This is a genomic window from Paraburkholderia silviterrae (assembly GCF_004353915.1).
Lineage (GTDB): Bacteria > Pseudomonadota > Gammaproteobacteria > Burkholderiales > Burkholderiaceae > Paraburkholderia > Paraburkholderia silviterrae.
On the sequence record NZ_SMRP01000015.1, the window covers coordinates 106,034 to 122,193 of the forward strand.

At 62.8% G+C, this 16,160-nt stretch carries 18 protein-coding genes; 11 read left to right on the forward strand and 7 right to left on the reverse strand.

Annotated elements, in window-relative coordinates:
- Window positions 1-148 precede the first annotated feature (148 nt).
- From EYW47_RS25680 to EYW47_RS25690, 3 genes are all read right to left on the reverse strand, one after another.
- Window positions 149-400, reverse strand: a complete 252-nt coding sequence (locus EYW47_RS25680) for a hypothetical protein (RefSeq protein ID WP_133197648.1) — start codon at window positions 398-400, stop codon at window positions 149-151.
- Window positions 401-475: 75 nt separating this feature from the next.
- Entirely contained in the window at window positions 476-787 is a 312-nt protein-coding gene (locus tag EYW47_RS25685; protein WP_240763917.1) for a hypothetical protein, read from the reverse strand.
- 626 nt (window positions 788-1,413) lie between these two features.
- Window positions 1,414-1,665, reverse strand: coding sequence for a DUF1488 family protein (locus EYW47_RS25690; protein ID WP_133197719.1), 252 nt, complete (start codon window positions 1,663-1,665; stop codon window positions 1,414-1,416).
- A 539-nt stretch (window positions 1,666-2,204) separates the two neighbouring features.
- Between EYW47_RS25690 and EYW47_RS25695 the strand changes: the two genes are divergently transcribed.
- Window positions 2,205-2,411 carry a hypothetical protein gene (locus EYW47_RS25695; RefSeq protein WP_133197649.1) on the forward strand — a complete coding sequence of 69 codons (207 nt, stop codon included), beginning with the start codon at window positions 2,205-2,207 and terminating at the stop codon, window positions 2,409-2,411.
- Between the two features lie 54 nt (window positions 2,412-2,465).
- Entirely contained in the window at window positions 2,466-2,879 is a 414-nt protein-coding gene (locus EYW47_RS25700) for a response regulator transcription factor (protein ID WP_240763918.1), read from the forward strand.
- Window positions 2,880-2,940: 61 nt separating this feature from the next.
- On the opposite strand, the gene EYW47_RS25705 is transcribed toward EYW47_RS25700, so the two are convergent.
- From EYW47_RS25705 to EYW47_RS25720, 4 genes are all read right to left on the reverse strand, one after another.
- Entirely contained in the window at window positions 2,941-3,411 is a 471-nt protein-coding gene (locus EYW47_RS25705; protein ID WP_205710157.1) for a DUF892 family protein, read from the reverse strand.
- A gap of 175 nt (window positions 3,412-3,586) precedes the next feature.
- Window positions 3,587-3,874, reverse strand: a complete 288-nt coding sequence (locus EYW47_RS25710) for a hypothetical protein (protein WP_133197651.1) — start codon at window positions 3,872-3,874, stop codon at window positions 3,587-3,589.
- Between the two features lie 223 nt (window positions 3,875-4,097).
- Window positions 4,098-5,003, reverse strand: coding sequence for a polysaccharide deacetylase family protein (locus EYW47_RS25715; protein WP_133197652.1), 906 nt, complete (start codon window positions 5,001-5,003; stop codon window positions 4,098-4,100).
- Window positions 5,004-5,057: 54 nt separating this feature from the next.
- On the reverse strand, window positions 5,058-6,533 hold the full coding sequence (locus EYW47_RS25720; RefSeq protein ID WP_133197653.1) for a purine-cytosine permease family protein: 1,476 nt from the start codon (window positions 6,531-6,533) through the stop codon (window positions 5,058-5,060).
- A 369-nt stretch (window positions 6,534-6,902) separates the two neighbouring features.
- On the opposite strand from EYW47_RS25720, the gene EYW47_RS25725 reads away from it, so the two are divergent.
- From EYW47_RS25725 to EYW47_RS25765, 9 genes are all read left to right on the forward strand, one after another.
- Window positions 6,903-7,826: a polysaccharide deacetylase family protein gene (locus tag EYW47_RS25725; protein ID WP_133197654.1), complete on the forward strand. Its 924-nt coding sequence runs from the start codon at window positions 6,903-6,905 to the stop codon at window positions 7,824-7,826.
- A gap of 58 nt (window positions 7,827-7,884) precedes the next feature.
- Window positions 7,885-9,156 carry an aromatic ring-hydroxylating oxygenase subunit alpha gene (locus tag EYW47_RS25730; RefSeq protein ID WP_165976675.1) on the forward strand — a complete coding sequence of 424 codons (1,272 nt, stop codon included), beginning with the start codon at window positions 7,885-7,887 and terminating at the stop codon, window positions 9,154-9,156.
- A gap of 100 nt (window positions 9,157-9,256) precedes the next feature.
- Window positions 9,257-10,213: a PDR/VanB family oxidoreductase gene (locus EYW47_RS25735; protein ID WP_133197656.1), complete on the forward strand. Its 957-nt coding sequence runs from the start codon at window positions 9,257-9,259 to the stop codon at window positions 10,211-10,213.
- A 52-nt stretch (window positions 10,214-10,265) separates the two neighbouring features.
- Window positions 10,266-11,669, forward strand: coding sequence for an APC family permease (locus EYW47_RS25740; protein WP_133197657.1), 1,404 nt, complete (start codon window positions 10,266-10,268; stop codon window positions 11,667-11,669).
- Between the two features lie 120 nt (window positions 11,670-11,789).
- The gene (locus tag EYW47_RS25745) at window positions 11,790-12,527 is read left to right on the forward strand and encodes an SDR family NAD(P)-dependent oxidoreductase (RefSeq protein WP_133197658.1); all 738 of its coding nucleotides are present in this window, start codon (window positions 11,790-11,792) and stop codon (window positions 12,525-12,527) included.
- 6 nt (window positions 12,528-12,533) lie between these two features.
- Entirely contained in the window at window positions 12,534-13,367 is an 834-nt protein-coding gene (locus EYW47_RS25750; protein ID WP_133197659.1) for an IclR family transcriptional regulator, read from the forward strand.
- Window positions 13,368-13,466: 99 nt separating this feature from the next.
- Window positions 13,467-14,375 (forward strand): NAD-dependent epimerase/dehydratase family protein, encoded by a 909-nt coding sequence (locus EYW47_RS25755; protein WP_133197660.1) that lies wholly within the window; start codon window positions 13,467-13,469, stop codon window positions 14,373-14,375.
- A 39-nt stretch (window positions 14,376-14,414) separates the two neighbouring features.
- Entirely contained in the window at window positions 14,415-15,197 is a 783-nt protein-coding gene (locus EYW47_RS25760; protein WP_133197661.1) for a creatininase, read from the forward strand.
- The gene (locus tag EYW47_RS25765) at window positions 15,194-15,976 is read left to right on the forward strand and encodes a hypothetical protein (RefSeq protein WP_133197662.1); all 783 of its coding nucleotides are present in this window, start codon (window positions 15,194-15,196) and stop codon (window positions 15,974-15,976) included. The genes EYW47_RS25760 and EYW47_RS25765 overlap by 4 nt, the downstream gene beginning before the upstream one ends.
- Window positions 15,977-16,160 lie beyond the last annotated feature (184 nt).

Below are 16,160 nucleotides of genomic sequence, written 5' to 3' on the forward strand. Positions count from 1 at the left end.
GCTCGCCAACGGCCGACAGCGTACTGGCAATATGCGAGCCTCCCCGCGCAAGCTCGGCCATATACTGCCGCCGGCATCCTGCCACTCGTTTCGCTCTCGAAGCTGCCTTTCCCGTTGTCATCGTGTACCTCATCGCTTTGACATGCCGTCAGCTGTCGCAGTCCGCGGCGACCGTGCCCAGCAGCACGTCGACCGCGGCTTGTCCCGCCACCTCGGCAATGAGGTAGGCCCAACGCCGTGTATAGGGACCATGGTGAAGCGGAATTCTTCCGCCGCGCGCGCCCACAATGTGAAGGTTGTGGCCGCCCTTGATCTGAAACGTCGCTTCGTAGAGGTCTTGTGCAGACTGGCTGAGTTCGACGTGGATTTCGAATCCGCGGTACTCGATCATTCGGTACATAGGACGCTCCATGGATGAATGATTCGGTGTGTCTCGTCAGCTCGCACTCGGCAAGACCAACGTACGCTGTCGCGTTCAGAGAGACGCCAGCAACCGGAGTTGATGTTCACTCTCGGCGCCACACACCAGCGCATACGCCTGCACATCCATGCGTTCAGGAAGCGAAATGGACTCCGAGCCGGAAAAGTCATTCCACGCGTCGCCCGCGATCGAGGTCGGCGTTACCCGGGCTTTCGCGAACGCGCGCAGCAGTTGGCTCGCTTCGCGACGCAGGATGCGGTGATCGACATCCAGAACATACGGTGGACAGTCAGTGCGAAGCACGAGGTAGTACGGAGTCGCGTTGTGTTCATTTTTCAAGGCGGTGGTACCCGTGTGGAAGAACATGTTCAGGCCTTCCGCTCTGGCGATGCGCAGGGCTCTCCGCTCACAAGCTGGGTCTGTGTGGAGCGGACCCGCACAGCAGCGTCAGGTCTCGCGCAGTGAGCGCAAGCCGCCGCGCGTTGCCCCGAAAAATTGCTGCGAGCAGACTGTGCGCAAGCGATGTCCTTACGCACAGGCATTGAGAAACGTCCAGGACGGCGACAAGCGTGTTGTCGCGATCAGGCGGGGAGGAAGACCAGTGCAGCTGGGCAGCGCCTCGTGAACTGGCCCTTGTGAAAATGAAATGCCGAAGCAAGGCGGAAGAAGGCCCTGGCACACGCAATTGACTATGAAGCGCGTTTGGGCATCGATACGATCAACCTACGCTCCAGATGCCGAACCGTCAAGCTGTTTTGGCCGGGGCTGGAGGGCGGGGCGTAGTCGCTGGCTTGTTAGTGGACCTGGTGTTCATCTGCATGGTGCCAGCCATGCCTGCATGCGTGCTGGCGCGCATGGAATCGCGGCACACGCGTTCAGCAAAGGCTTCGTCACTGGTTGCACAGGCAAATGCAATTACGGTGCTGGACATCCTTGGTGTTGAATCGCCGTAGATGATGCTCCCACGGTTCCCGCTCCAATGGCCTCATTACTCACGAAATGGTGTACCGGTTCTGTGGGCCGCCGTTATAGAGGGTTCGCGCCAGCTCCAGAATCCGGTCCCGGTTGCGGTCGAAGGTAGCGAGCAAAGAGGACTCGTCAGAAAGCAATTCGGGGTTTAGCTTAATTAGCATCGCGTTGTCGACCAGAAAGGCAATCTCGCGCGCTTTGTCGTAGCCCCAGAAGCACACGCAGCGTCTGGAAGCGTCGTAGATTCGACTGGGATTGGGAAAGCTGAGTGCCACGCCGCCTGTTTTCAATCTACTCTCCGGGACGGATTCACATGAGCGGCGGAATCGAATGTCTGCCGTAGCGATCGAGCAATCTGTGGGGGATGTCGAACTGTCGGCAGCAGCATATTGCCCGTATTGAGCATGCGCTCATTACCCTGGCGATGCAAGGGAGATCGTGAGATCGCTGAGTCCGGCGACCGTCGACAGGGTATGGGCTGCCGGCGCCAAAGCGGGAGAAGGGCGCCCGTGTAAATACCCCCCGCGACGCCTACAATTGAACTACGGATAGTGGTCGTGCGATCCGGCAGGAGAGTTCCATGTCACAGTCAATGATTGGTTTTGTAGTGGGTCTGGTCGTCCTCTCAGTTCTCGTGTTTGCGTTGGCCCGTCGGTACAGAGTCGAACATCCAGGGGAGGGCATGATTCAATGGATGGACTCACATCATATGAGGTGGATGCATCGCAAACACTAGTCGCTTCACGTCATCAAGGGGAAAAGCACGCTCGCGATGAGCCGCACCGCGCGTTGCACGCATCGGAAGGAGATCGCCATGAATAGGCCCTATCTCGGCGTGGAAGCGATCCTCGAACAGTTTCGCTCAGGTGCTGAGGCGTCTTCCTGTCAGCCGGCGGCCACCCATTGCCTGCAGTGGCTGGCGGAGTTCCTTGCGCGCGAGCACGCAACGATGAATGCAGAGGACTGGGACGCGCTGGTTCACGTGGGCGGACTGCTTTGGCGGGCGGGGAGAAAGATGTAGCGGGCCGGACACGGCAACAATCCGATAGTCTGCCTTGGCCGCCGGGAGCGGTACTTGCGCCGCTTTAAAGTTATCCCCGTTCTGGCCACGGATGTGGAAACGATCCTGCTGGTTGACGATGACGCAAGAATTCTTGCTCCCCTGCAGGTACTGCTGGAAGCAGCAGGATACCGTGTCCTGCTTGCCCTGAATGGGGCGGCCGCCGTGCGCGTGACGGATCTTGAACATCCGGATCTGATTGTTACTGACTGGATGATGCCGGTGCTCGACGGGGTTGCCTTTTGCCGGCGTCTCAAGGCAAATGGGGCCACGGCCCGCATCCCAGTCGTCATGCTCACTGCCGCGGTTCCGCCTGCGCCCACGGAGCCTCTCTGGAACGCGTTGCTGAGAAAACCGGCATCGCTAGAGGGCCTCATAGCGGTGATCCATGAGCTCCTGTCGCTCCGAAGGAGCGCAATGCCCCCTTGAGCACGTCAGCGGCCCCTGAGGGCCCCTCGGGACCATGACGTCTCCCTTCCGCACATCGTGATCACGCGGGCCGTGGTTCTTCGTTCGACGACGTGCACACCTCAAGCCATGCCGCCATCGACGATTTGTCTGACTGAACGCCTTCGCAAACAAACCTCGTTTCGAACAAGCCGCTGGCCTCGGCGGTTGCAATCACGGAAGAATAGAGCGTTATTTCCTGAAGCATGCGTGCGCGCAAATGGGTCAAATCGCGAGGCACATCACCCGTGGACCGCTCTTCGGGGCTTGGCACCCTCGAAACATCGTTCGTCTTCGGCTGCGGGACCTCGGTTTTCTCCTCGATCCGTGCAAGGCACTCGGCGAGCAGTCGTTGATGTTCGAGCGTTTTCGCCAGAAACGCTTCAATCACGGCGGATATTTGCGCGCTGTCCGGGTGATGTTCGAGAAACTCCGCGAGTAGCTGCGCTGCGCCTTGTCCGCACATATAGGCATCGCGCAGCAGACACAGCAACTCCTCTCGTTGTGTGTTCACGATGAGTCGCCGTATAGTAAATGCGATGAGATGCATAAATCATCGTCATGGCGATTAACAAGGATGGCGAATAAATTCATGGAACTTCCTTGACGTTGCCGATCCTTTTCCGTTCGGCTAACGGATAAAGGGATCGAGTTACGAAGTCAGCCAATGCCGCACGCCAGTTGCGCTTTCACATGTCGATGACCGAAACTCCGCTCACCTTGCCGTCGATGATGTCCTTTCCCTGCTGCTGGGCGGCACGTCTTGCCATACCGAAGTCGGAGAATGCGTTGGCTTGGTTCAGCCTGAAAACACGGCTTTCGGAAGAGGTCGCTATCGCGCCGGGGCGGCAGATTCGTACTGCAACGTCATACCCTTCGGCGTAACGGGAATGTCCGTCGAAGCGGCTGAACGTGCGGGCGAAGACAAGGGGATGAAGTTCGTACCCCTTGTAGAGAAGAAGCGGTTGTGTCGCCATGATGGTCACTCCACAGGGGGTGGTTCACTATACCCTGAAAGGAGCAGCGCGGGGCGGCGCAGCGAGTGTTACCAGAACTGAATTGACCGAAGCTGCCCTCTGGCGTATCGAGGCTCATCTGCATGCCGCGCCATGCAGCGGATCCAGGATTTCGGCTTCGTCGCTCGCCCCCCGCAATGTGCACCACCGCCCCGTGACCGACTATTGCTGGTCGTTGCAGCCCTCACTTTGCGCGTGCGACATCGAGTGGGCCGCCATATTGCGGAATGGTCTCGCGCATGGGCACCCATTCTCCGTTCGCGACGACGCGATTCACGTGAGCCGCAATCTCCTCCATCGGCGCGAACCAGACGTCTCCTCTTGCGACAAGGCCTTCAATGAATTGCGCCATTGCATCCCATCGGGCAAGACGACCCGTTGCGAACGGATGGAGCACGGGCACCCACAGGCCGCCATACTTGAAGCACGCGTCGAACTCCTCGATGAACGCCTGCAGTCCAGCGTGCGGCGCCCGCACCGGCATCGTGTAGTCGAGGTCGATCGAATGCACATATTGGGGCCAGTCGTCGAGTCCCCAGTGCGACGGCAGTTCGACGAGCGTGCGGCCGCTTTTGCGGCTTTCGATCAGATAGGGGATGTCGGCACCCATCAGCGACGCGTCATACGAGAAACCACGCTCGAGTAGCAGATCGATCGAGTGATTGGAGAAGTTATAGAGCGGCGCGCGCCAGCCGCGTGGCCGCTTGCCGGTCGCGCGCACGATCACGTCGATACCGCGATCGAGCCAATACGCTTCATCGTCCGCGTCGCGCGTGGCGGGATTTTCATGCAGATAGCCGTGATGGCCGACTTCGTTGCCGCCTTCAAGCATCGCTTCGACCGCTGCGGGATAAGTCTCGATGCACCACGACGGCACGAAGAAGGTCTGCCGGATGCCGAGGCGCTTGTACGTGTTGACGATGCGCGGCACCGCGATGTTCGGCCCGTAGCGCAGCATCGAAATGGCCGATACGCGCGTGTGAGCGTCCGCCGGATGCTCGAGATGAATCAGGCTGTCGGCATCCATGTCGAAGGTCAGGCATGCCGCGCAGCGCGCACCGTTGGGCCAGGGAATCGGATTGTCGATCATGTTGCGTTTATCCATTAAAGGAAATTTTTATGGAAGGGTGGGCACGCGGCCCGCTCAGACGAGGGGTGCCTGCGTGTCGGTGGACGCGCGCTCCGTGGGCGACGCCCAGCGAAGGGCGGGGTGTTGGCGCGCCAGCAGGTAGTAGGTCGCGCCGGCGAAAAGCAGGCCGAATTCGAAACTCAGGTCGCCCCAGCCGAGATAGTCGCGCATGAGCGGGCTGACATAGGTCGTCGAGTTCGAGAAGAGCACGGATGCTGCCGTTCCGGCCACCAGCGCTATTACGCCTGGCCAGAAGATGCCGTGGCGGTACCAGTAAGCGCCGCTTCCCCATTGCATCCATGCGTCGGTGCGGTAGCGCCCATTGCGCAGGAAGTAGTCGACGATGACGATGGCGGCCCAGGGTGCAGTCCAGAAGACCATGTAGTTCAGGAAGCCCTGATAGAGATCGTAGAACTGCCCGTAGTACACGGTCACTACGCGGACGACGAGCGTAAATACCGCAATGATCGTCAGCGACGTCACCCGATTGATCGGAATGCGCAGCGCAAGCAGTCCCAGTCCCGCGGTGTATCCATTCGGTACGTTGACGGCGATGCCGCCTAGGATGATTGCGCCCAGCAGCGGCACGGTAAACCAGGTCGGAAGAAATCTCGAGAGCTGGCTGACGGGATCGTCGCCCAATGCGCCGCCGAGCGCGGTCGAGCAGAGCACGCCGATCACTTCGCAGAACACGAGCGCGACGAACTGGCCGCCGCCCGAGGCCAGCATGAGTTTTTTCCAGCTGGTTTCGGACGGGAAGTAGCGGCTGTAGTCGGAAGCGAAATTGCACCAGCTGATTGGATAGGCGAACACGATGCCCATCGCGATCAGCCACGTGCCGAACGATGCGCCGTTTTGGCGGCCCGCCAACGCCACCGCGAAGTCCACGTGCGGCGCGACGAACGCCGCCAGCGCGCCGAACAGCACGGCCAGCACGACCGCAATCCACTTCTCTGCCGCAATGATCGTCGCATGGCCGAAGATCGCCAGCAGGATCTCCGCGGCCAGGATGATCGCGAGCGAGACCCATATGACGCCGTGCCCGTGCCAGCCGGTCAGCTTCAGGAGCGTTTCGAGCGCCTGGGTCGCCACAATGGAGTTGATCGAGAACCAGCTCAGCGCGGAGACGAGACTCAGCGACTTCGGCAGGAACGACCCGAGCTGGCCGAACGCGCTGCGCGAGGTCATGATGCCGGAGGTGCCGGTGCGCGGACCCATGATGGTCGTCAGCCCCAGCACCGCGCAGCCGAGCACGTTGCCGACGAGAATGGCGCCCAGCGCCTGCCAGACGGAAAGTCCCAGGGCGAGCACCAGCGCCCCCGTGACGACGACCACATAGTTGATGTTGGCGCCAAGCCACATCTTGAACAACTCGGCCGGCGTGCCGTGGCGGTCGGCCGGGGGAATCGGTTCGATGGCATGTTGCTCGATGCTCCAGGCTTTGTCTGCCCGCACTTCGGCATCGGGATGATGGCGATTCTCGCGTTGCATTGCGTACCCCTCATGTGGTCGCCGTTTGGTGCAAACGACGCGTGTGGCGCTGCGCCTCGCAATGTGCGCCAGACCTGAAGCGATGCGAGACGAAAGACCATTCTGCGTCGCAAGGAATTTTGAAAAAATAGATATTGACCGAAGTGAACTTCGGTGAGGGCCGAAGCGGCTCGCCATGAGCGCGATCGGCGACGGGTTGCGTGGGCCGGCCTCGCAGGACGGCGTTTCATGCGGCGTGGTGGCCGCGATTCCTGGCCCTCGCGTGGCGGGCGATAAATTTCGCAAGAATTCCGCTACGTGGAATCTGCATATTGAACCGTGCAATTTGGGCACGCACACTTGCCTCACGAACTCGACGAGGAGGCGCAGATGATCAAGAACCCGATTCCATGGCCGAATGGCGCGCGCTGCGCGGCATGCCTGACCTTCGACATGGATGCCGACAGCCTGATCCACCTCGCCCATCCGGCCGACGGACACAAGCGCGTAGCGGGTCTTTCGATGCTGCAATACGGGCCATGCGTAGCTGTGCCAAGGATCGTGGAGTCGTACAAGCGGCTGGACATTCGCCAGACCTTCTTCATTCCGGGCTGGTGCATCGAACGGTATCCGGAGGCGGTGGCGCTGATCGTCGAGCACGGCCATGAGATCGGTCACCACGGCTACCTCCACGAGAATCCGCTTGGGCAGTCCCGCGAGGAGCAGGCTTACTGGCTCGATCTGGGTATCGACATCATCAAGCGGGCGACGGGCGCCAGCCCGCGTGGCTGGCGGGCGCCCCTGTCGAACTTCTCGGACGATTCACTCGATCTGCTGCTGTCGCGTGGCTTCAAATACGACACGTCCCTGATGGGCGACGACATCCCGTACCAGCTCGAAAGCCGCACGACCGGCAAACGGCTCGTGGAGTTGCCGGTGCATTGGGGAATCGACGACTGGCCCCAGTATGTGCAGTCGTTCGACCTCGACTACATGATGCCGATCCGCTCGCCCAGAAACGGATTCGAGATCTTTGCGCAGGAATTCGACGCGGCCTACAAGCACGGCGGGATCTGGACGCCGGTGCTGCATCCGTTCGTGGTGGGCCGGCTCGCGCGCTGGGATGTTTTCGTCGAGTTCCTCGAACGCGTGCTCGACCGGGGCGGCGTCTGGTTCGCGCCGATGGAAGAGATTGCAGCGCATGTCGAGCGCGTCCATCGCGAGCAGCGATATTCCACGCGCGTCGACCTCATTCCGCAATATACGAAACCCATCGACGTGGCAACGTATCCGCCTGACGATACCCGCAAGTGATTCATCTGGTCATCCCGTCCCGCCGGGGCGGAGCCGATTAAATTTAAAGGAGTGCAAAATGAAGGAAAGCTGCATTCATGTGGTCAATGCAAGGGGAGCTGCCGGGGATGAGCGCGAGGCGTTCCTCGGCGAAACCATCGCGGATATCGCCAGAACTGCCAGCCTTCCGCTCCAGCGCTCGCAAACGCTGCCCCGCGAGGCCTATGTCGATCAGCGCTACTTCGAGCACGAGGCCGACAAGGTGCTGTCGTCGGGCTGGTTGTGCGTTGCGCACGTGTCGCAGCTCAAGACCCCCGGCAGCTTTGCGGCGGTCGATGTCCTGAACGAGCCAATCGTCGTCACGCGCGATCAGGCCGGTGCGATTCACGCGCTGTCGCGCGTCTGTCCGCATCGCGGTACGGACATCCTTCACGAATGCTTCGACGTCGCGCGCGAAGGCGTGACGAAGCGTCTGGTTTGCCCGTATCACGCGTGGTCGTTCACGCTGGACGGGAAGTTGAGCGCATGTCCGGAAATGCACGAGGCGGAGGGGTTCGACAAGGCCGACTGGAAGCTCGCCGAGATCCGTAGCGAAGTGTGGCAAGGGTTCGTGTTCGTCAATCTGGACGGCAAGGCGCCGCCGCTTGCCGAGCAGTACGAACCGTTCGCCCGGATCGTCGCGCCGTGGAACACCGCGGACATGGAGGTCGTGATCGAGCTGGACTGGACCTGCGACTTCAACTGGAAAGTGCTCTGTGAAAACTGGATGGAGTCCTACCACCACATGGGCATCCACCATGACACGCTGCAGTTGACGATGCCGGCGCGCACGACGTGGACGGATGTTTCGTATCCGAACTTCATCCGCTGCCATTTGCCGTTCCGGGAAGAGGAGATCGAGCGCGTGAAGGCGGAGCGGGCGGGCGGCCCGCGCTTGCCCGGCTTCAAGCCGATCGAGGGACTGTCGCTCGAGCAGGAGACGGAGTGGGGTTTGTACCTCGGCATGCCGACCTTCATGTTCTTGACGATGCGCGATCGCGTGCTCTGGTACCGGGTCGAGCCGATCTCCGCACAGCGCAGCCGCGTCAAGACGATGACGCTGGTTTCGAAGGAGGCCATGCAGGATCCCGGCTACGAAGAGGCGCTCGTCACCGAGCGCAAGATGCTCTCCGACTTTCACAGTCAGGACATGCAGGTGAACACCGCGGTGCAGCGCGGGATGAATTCGTCGCGTGCCGTGCGTGGCCGATTGAGCCATCTCGAGGAACCCGTATGGCGCATCCAGCGCTATATCGCGGCACGTCTGCACGATACCTACCCGCCGAACGAGGCGCAGGCGCGTGTGGCGTAGTTGGCGGGATGACGGCGGCGCAGCGGTGCAGCGGCGCAGTGAGATAGCGAGCCGCGCCGCCGCCGGGGCGACGCGAGAAAAGAGCGCAAGCGAGGTGGACATGGAGACGATGGAATTGCTCGTGATCCGGCGTGAGGAGCAGGCGCCGGGGATCATCAGCCTGGAACTGGCCAGGCCCGACGGGAGACCGCTGCCGCACTTCGACGCCGGCGCGCATATCGATCTGCATCTTGGCCCCGGGCTCGTGCGGCAGTACTCCCTGTGCAATGCGCCGGGTGAACGGGAGGTCTACGAGATCGGCGTATTGCGCGAGCCGAACTCGCGTGGCGGATCGCTCACGGTCCACGAGCGCGCGTTGCCAGGCGAGCGCATGACGGTCGGCGGGCCCCGCAATCTCTTTGAGCTCGGCGACGCAGGGCACTATGTGCTGGTCGGGGCGGGGATTGGGATTACGCCGATTCTCGCCATGGCGGAGGCGCTTGCCGCCAGTGGCCGCTCGTTCGAGGCGCACTATTTCGTGCGCGCCGAATCGCATATTGCGTTCCGGCGCAGGATTACCTCGACGCCGCTCGCGCGCCATTTCCACGTGCACGTGAACGGTCCCGACGGCACCGACATGGCCGCCGTCGACACGATGCTCGCACGGCCGGCCGGCGACCGGCAGCTCTATGTCTGCGGGCCAAACGGATTCATCGAGATGCTGCGCGAGGCGGCCGCGGTGCGCGGCTGGAATGACGACGACATCCGCTTCGAGCGGTTTGCCGCGCCGCCGGTGAACGGCGCGACGAACCGGCCATTCACCGTGACCCTGGCGCGTTCCAGACAGACCTTCGAGATCGCGCCGGACCAGACGGTCCTGTCCGTGCTGGAAGGCGCCGGCGTGGACATCCCGTTCTCCTGCGAACAGGGCGTTTGCGGCGCTTGCGTGACGACGGTGCTCGCAGGCGAGATCGATCACCGGGACAGCTATCTCAGTGCGGCGGAGAAGGCGGGCGGGCGCCTCTTCATGCCGTGCTGCTCCCGCGCCCGATCTGATTGTCTCGTGCTTGACATTTGATCCGGCAGACGCCGGTTTCGCAAACGTGTTCTTGGCAATTCAGGAGATCGAAATGGAAAACGAGTTATCGAATCAACCGGCCGTATCAGCCATCGATGCCGTCGAAACGATCGCGCACGCAGGGCATGTGCTCAAGGAGCGGCTGTCGACCGGACACGTCGTCGGGCTGGCGATGGCCGACGTATCGCCCACCATGGCCGTCATGCTGCTTTCGGCGGCCGTGTTTACCGCGGGCGGGACGTTCGCGGCGGGCGTCAACATCATCATGATGGGCATCGTCGTCCTCATTGCGCTGTGCCTGGCCGAGCTGGCGTCGATGTTTCCGTCCGCTGGCGGGATGTACACGCTCGTCAAGGAGGTCTTGCCCGCGCCGGTCTGCTGGATCACCAAGTTCAACTACCTGCTGCAGGGCGTCATCATCCCCGCCTCGATCGGGCTCGGCATCGCGCAGTTCGCGCGCGATCTCTGGCCGGGGCTGCCGGTTCCGGACACGGTCATCGCATGCGCTTCCCTCGCGCTTGCCGCCTACGTCGGGACCACGCGGGTGGAAATCGGCGCGTGGCTGACCGTCGTGATGGTGTTCGTCGAGTTGACGGTGCTCGGCATCGTGACGGTGGCGGGGTTCACGCACGTGCACCAGAGCCTGCGCGATATCGTGTTTCATCCGGTGACGCTGAACGCCGCCAGCAACGGCACGGTCGCCGTCGGCATGGTCGCCATGTTTGCGACCCTCGCGCCCGCATTCAACGTGATCAACGGATACGACGCTTCGCTCGGGTTCGCGGAGGAACTCAAGGGGGGCCGCAAGAATATCGGCAAGGCCGTCGTCCTGTCGGCCGTCATCGCCTCGATCACGATCATCATTCCGCTGCTCGCGGCGATCGTCGCTGCGCCCGATCTCGTCGCTTTCCTGAAAGCGCCATCGCCGGTCCTGTACTCCGTGGAAAGCGTGATGGGACCGTGGGCCAAGTACATCGTCGATTTCGGCGTCATCATCGCGCTGTTCAACGGTGCGCTTTCGCTGATGATGTACTTCGGCCGAGCAACGTATGCGACGGGCCGCGACCAGGCATGGCCAGCAAGCGTGAACCGGTGCATCGGCACGCTCAATCGTCACGCGGTGCCCGCAGGGGCCGTCGTGGCGCTCGCGCTGCCCGCCTGCGTGCTGTGCTTCTTCAGCCATCTGGACTGGCTGCTCAACTTCTCGGGAACCATGACGGCCGCCGTGTACTTCTGCGTCGGGATCGCGGCACTGCACGCACGCAAATCGCACGTGCACGTCGAGCGCCCTTTCCGCATGAAGCTCTGGCCGATTCCGCCCGTCGTGGTGATCGGCTTCACGGGCTTCGCGCTCTATTCGCAGGAATCGCAGTATCTGGTGGGAGAGGGCGTCATGATCGCCGCCGGCATTGCGTGCTGGCTGCTGTCGGCGCGATGGAAGCGCAGCATGGCTTGAGGCGGGACCGGCGGCGCACGCCGGTGTGCACGCGGCTGACGTGGCTTATGCGGCTGCACCGGCACCGAAGCGCCGCCCATGTATGAGAACGGGAAATCGACGAACGTTTGGAGCACGACGATGAAGAAGAATGTGGTGGCGGTGACAGGAGCAGGACGCGGCATCGGCCTCGCAACGGCGAAGCGTTTTGCACGCCAGGGCGCATTGCTGGCCCTCAACTACGAGAATTCGAAGGACGCGCTGGAAGAGGTTGCCGCGCTCGCACGCGAATTCGGCGGCGACGCGCTGCTGTTTCAGGCGGACGTCGCGAATCATCGGGAGGTCGAAGCATTCATCGCGGAAGCCGAGGCGCGGTTCGGCCGTCTCGATGTGCTGGTGAACAACGCAGGAATCCTGCATTCGGTCGCGACCGCGGACGAATCGTGGGAGCGCTTCGAGCGCACGATGGCGGTCAATCTCGGCGGGACGTTCGCGGCGATCCGCGCGGCGCTTCCCGGCATGGTGAGCCGCCGTAGCGGCCGGATCGTGAACGTTGGGTCGGAGCTCGGCTTGATCGGCTTCGCCAGTTACGCGTCGTACTGCGCGTCGAAAGGCGCCGTCATCGCGCTGACGAAAGCCGTCGCGAAGGAAGTCGCGCCCGCGAATGTTCTCGTCAACTGTGTCGCGCCGGGGCCTGTCGAGACGCACATGCTCGTCCATGACACCGTCGAGTTCAACGACGCGACCCGCGAGCAGGTTCCCCTCAAGCGATTCGGGCAGCCCGACGAAATTGCGGCGGTCATCGAATTTCTCGCCGGCCCCGGTGGCAGCTTCATGGTCGGGCAGGTCGTCAGCCCGAACGGTGGCACGGCCATTTGATACGGATTGGACACGGTCGCGGCGAACGGAACGGGAGGCGATGTGACTGCGAAGATTGCCGGAGTGCAGGCGCTGTTGCGCGGATTGACGATTCTGGATGTGCTGGCCGATTCGCCCGACGGGCTTGCGAGCCTTGCGGATATCGCGGCGCGCACCGGGCTGTCGCCCAGCACGGCTCATCGCTTGCTGTCGACGCTGGTCGAGCGCGGCTACGCCGGGCGCGAACCCGGCTCGAAGGGGTACGTGATCGGACATCGCGTCGTGCATTTCTCGACGTCGGTCAGGCGGCGCACGTCGGATCTGCGGCGCCTCGTGCGCTCGCATCTCGAGGCCATCACGGCCGAGACGGGGGAGACCAGCAATCTGGTCGTGCTGGACGGAAAAAACGTCGTCTACATCGATCAGGTCGAAGGCACGCACGCGCTGCGCATGGTACCCGGCATCGGGTCGATTTTTCCCGCGTACACCTCGGCGTCGGCGAAAGCCATCCTGGCGTACCAGGTCGACGATGCCCAGCTTGACGCGGTCTTCACGGCGGAGCCGCGGATCAAGCTCGCGGCGCATACGCTTGCAGACCGGCGCGACTTCGTCGCGGCGCTCACGGCTGTCGTGAAGCACGGGTACGCGGTGGAGGAAAGCGAACTGGCGGAAGGGGTCAGTTGCATTGCCGCGCCCATACGCGGCAGAAACGGCGTTGCGCTAGGCGCGATCAGCGTACCGGGGCCGACGCAGCGCGTGCTCGAACCGGCACCGGAGCGCCTTGGCGTCTTGCTGAAAAAACACGCGCTACACGTGTCACAGGCGCTGGGGTTCAGACAGCTTTCCTGCGCGGCCGGTTGACGGACAGCCGCACAGGTTGCCGCATTTGCGGCACATACCCGTCGAATGGCGGCCAACGATACGCTGGCCGCAAGCAGAGACACCACTTGGAGAGAGAATATGAGCGTGACGATGGTGACAGGCGGTTTGGGCTACGTGGGCCGCAATATCGTGTCCCAACTGACGGATGCGGGGCACCAGGTCGTGTCTTTCAATCGGGACTACGCGGAGATCAACCGCGAGAATCTCGTCTGCGTGCAGGGCGAGCTCTATGACATTCCCTGCATCGTGAAAACGATCCAGAAATATGGCGTGACGGCCGTCATTCATACCGCCGCCATGTCGCATCCGGATTTGTCGATCGAGTTGCCGCTGACGACGGTCGCGGCCAATATCGACGGCACCGTGCATTTGCTCGAGGCGATGCGGCTCGCCGGCATCCGGCGTCTCGTCAACTTCTCCTCGGAGACCGTCTATGGGCACATCGAAGGCGAAGTCACCGAAGATTCGAAGCTGTCGCCGACGACGCCCTACGGCGTGACGAAAGTGGCCACCGAGCTGTTCGGCAAGGTCTACAACGACCTGTATGGCATGGAGGTGGTGTCGCTGCGCGTGTCCGAAGTGTACGGCCCCGGCAACAAGATGCCGCAAATCACGCGGGACATCGTGAAAGCCGTGCTGGCCGGCAAGCCGTTCACGATGGAGACCGGTGCGGACCATCAGTTCCAGCTGATTCACATCGAGGACGTGGCGCGAGCCGCCATTCTCGCGAGCCGCGCGGCCGATCTGAAAGGTTGCGTCTACAACATTACGGGAGGCGAGCGCTGCTCGATGCGCGAGATGGTCGCGCTCGTGAAGAAGCAGCTGCCCGGCGCGGACATCCGGATCGGGCCGGGATTCTGGCACCTCGATCGCCAGGGGCCGTGGAATATCGAAGCCGCCGCGCGCGAGCTCGATTACCGGCCATCACGGTCGCTGGAGGCGGGGTTCAGCCACTACATCGACTGGCTGCGCGGCCACGATTACTGAGGCATTTCCGCAAGACAGTTAGCATTCCGGAGAAAATGCATGACGACCAACATGATGGCGGAAATGACGTGGGTCGAATACCAGCGCCGCGTCAAGACCGGGCCGCTCATGGTATTGCTGCCGCTCGGCGCGCTCGAGCAGCACGGACACCATTTGCCGATGGGAACCGATCATTTGCTGCCGCTCGCGATCTGCAAGGCGATCGCGGAGCGTATCCCGGCGGTCGTGGCGCCGCCGGTGGCGTACGGATACAAGTCGCAGCCGCGCATGGGCGGCGGCAACCACTTTCCGGGGACGACGAGTCTCGACGGCTCAACGCTGACGGCGATCGTGCGTGACGTCATCAGGGAGTTCGCGCGTCACGGCGTGCGTCGCGTGGCCGTGGTGAACGGACATTGCGAAAACGCGTTTTTCGCGATCGAGGGGATCGAGCTGGCGTTGCGCGAGCTGCGCGCCGCAGGGATAAACGACTTGAAGGTCGTGCGCCTCGACTACTGGGAGTTCACCACGGCGGCGACGCTCGACAGGTGCTTTCCGCAAGGCTTCCCGGGTTACGCGCTGGAGCATGCGGCGGTGCTGGAGACGTCGATGGGGCTGCAGGTGTTTCCGGAGCTGGTGCGCATGGACTGCCTCGTCGACGACCCCGCAGCGGTTTTCCCGCCCTACGACGTACACCCGGCAAGACAGGAGTGGGTGCCGCCTTCAGGCGTGCTGTCGCCGGCGAAGGGCGCCACGCGTGAGAAAGGGCGCGTGCTCTTCGACGAATACGTCGAGCGGATCGCCGACGCGCTGAGCAAGGAAATAGAGGAGGCACAACGATGAATCAGCCGATTGCGCAGCGCTATGTGGGCGTATGGCGGCGCTCGAAGCTCCGGCGCGGCACGTCCCCGTGGGATTTGACGACGCGGGTGTACTGGCTCCAGACGCCGAGGTGGCACGCGGATATCCGCGTGCCGGCCAATCGTCCCGACTTCTCAGGAGTGCGGAGCATCCGCGAATGCAGCGACGCGCAACTGGCCGCGCTGCTCGAGCAGGAGGCATTTTGCGGCGTGACGACCGTCGAGGGGGAAGTGTGCCGTTGGCTTCGTCAGATCGATTACCGCCTGCGCGACACGGACGATTTCGGCCGCATGGTGTTCGCCGGCAACGATGTCGAGGAAATCGGCATTGCAACCGACTACTACGAGTTGTGGCATCGGCTGCCCGATAGCGTTGGCCCGAGCTTCGCGCTTACGCGGATCGGCGACGATGCCGAGCGCCGCAAGGCGTACTTGTGCGTGGCGGGCGAGTATTTCGTCTACATGCGCGATCGCGCGCTGCCGACTTCGCCTGCGGTGCGCATACGCAGCAAGATCGCGCTCGGCTCGGCGCAGCGCGACGAGATCGAGGCTTTCCTCGATTTCGAAGCGTCGTTTGGCCGAATCGTGAACGGGCGGGGCATCGTCGAGCTCTCGACGTTGCCCTGGCGCGAAGGCGCGCTCGCCTTCGAGACGGGCCGGCTGGCAGCGGAAATCAATGTGCCGCTCGCGGGCGAAAGCCGGTGGCGTTTGATCGAAGGGTCCGGCGATTTTCCTCTGGTCGGGATCGATGTCGAGGCGTGAGCGCAAGAGCGGCCAAAGCCGCCTACACGCATCGCGCCCGGCCGCGCGGTGGCGCCGCGCGGCCCGCCGGGTCCTGTCGTGGGTGGCCGCCGCGCTGGCCGCCCGCGCAATGGCGCGAGGGCTGGCCGGCGCTTCGAAACCGCCGCGCGCAGGTGCCACGCGCAGCTAAGCGCAGCGGGGCACA

Excerpts from the sequence above, each read along its gene's own strand:
- EYW47_RS25730 (WP_165976675.1), top strand. The coding sequence starts at position 7,885 with ATGAAGGAAAGCTGCATTCATGTGGTCAATGCAAGGGGAGCTGCCGGG.
- EYW47_RS25720 (WP_133197653.1), bottom strand. The coding sequence starts at position 6,533 with ATGCAACGCGAGAATCGCCATCATCCCGATGCCGAAGTGCGGGCAGAC.
- EYW47_RS25710 (WP_133197651.1), bottom strand. The coding sequence starts at position 3,874 with ATGGCGACACAACCGCTTCTTCTCTACAAGGGGTACGAACTTCATCCC.
- EYW47_RS25725 (WP_133197654.1), top strand. The coding sequence starts at position 6,903 with ATGATCAAGAACCCGATTCCATGGCCGAATGGCGCGCGCTGCGCGGCA.
- EYW47_RS25760 (WP_133197661.1), top strand. The coding sequence starts at position 14,415 with ATGACGACCAACATGATGGCGGAAATGACGTGGGTCGAATACCAGCGC.
- EYW47_RS25695 (WP_133197649.1), top strand. The coding sequence starts at position 2,205 with ATGAATAGGCCCTATCTCGGCGTGGAAGCGATCCTCGAACAGTTTCGC.
- EYW47_RS25740 (WP_133197657.1), top strand. The coding sequence starts at position 10,266 with ATGGAAAACGAGTTATCGAATCAACCGGCCGTATCAGCCATCGATGCC.
- EYW47_RS25735 (WP_133197656.1), top strand. The coding sequence starts at position 9,257 with ATGGAGACGATGGAATTGCTCGTGATCCGGCGTGAGGAGCAGGCGCCG.
- EYW47_RS25755 (WP_133197660.1), top strand. The coding sequence starts at position 13,467 with ATGAGCGTGACGATGGTGACAGGCGGTTTGGGCTACGTGGGCCGCAAT.
- EYW47_RS25680 (WP_133197648.1), bottom strand. The coding sequence starts at position 400 with ATGTACCGAATGATCGAGTACCGCGGATTCGAAATCCACGTCGAACTC.
- EYW47_RS25765 (WP_133197662.1), top strand. The coding sequence starts at position 15,194 with ATGAATCAGCCGATTGCGCAGCGCTATGTGGGCGTATGGCGGCGCTCG.
- EYW47_RS25745 (WP_133197658.1), top strand. The coding sequence starts at position 11,790 with ATGAAGAAGAATGTGGTGGCGGTGACAGGAGCAGGACGCGGCATCGGC.
- EYW47_RS25715 (WP_133197652.1), bottom strand. The coding sequence starts at position 5,003 with ATGATCGACAATCCGATTCCCTGGCCCAACGGTGCGCGCTGCGCGGCA.
- EYW47_RS25685 (WP_240763917.1), bottom strand. The coding sequence starts at position 787 with ATGTTCTTCCACACGGGTACCACCGCCTTGAAAAATGAACACAACGCG.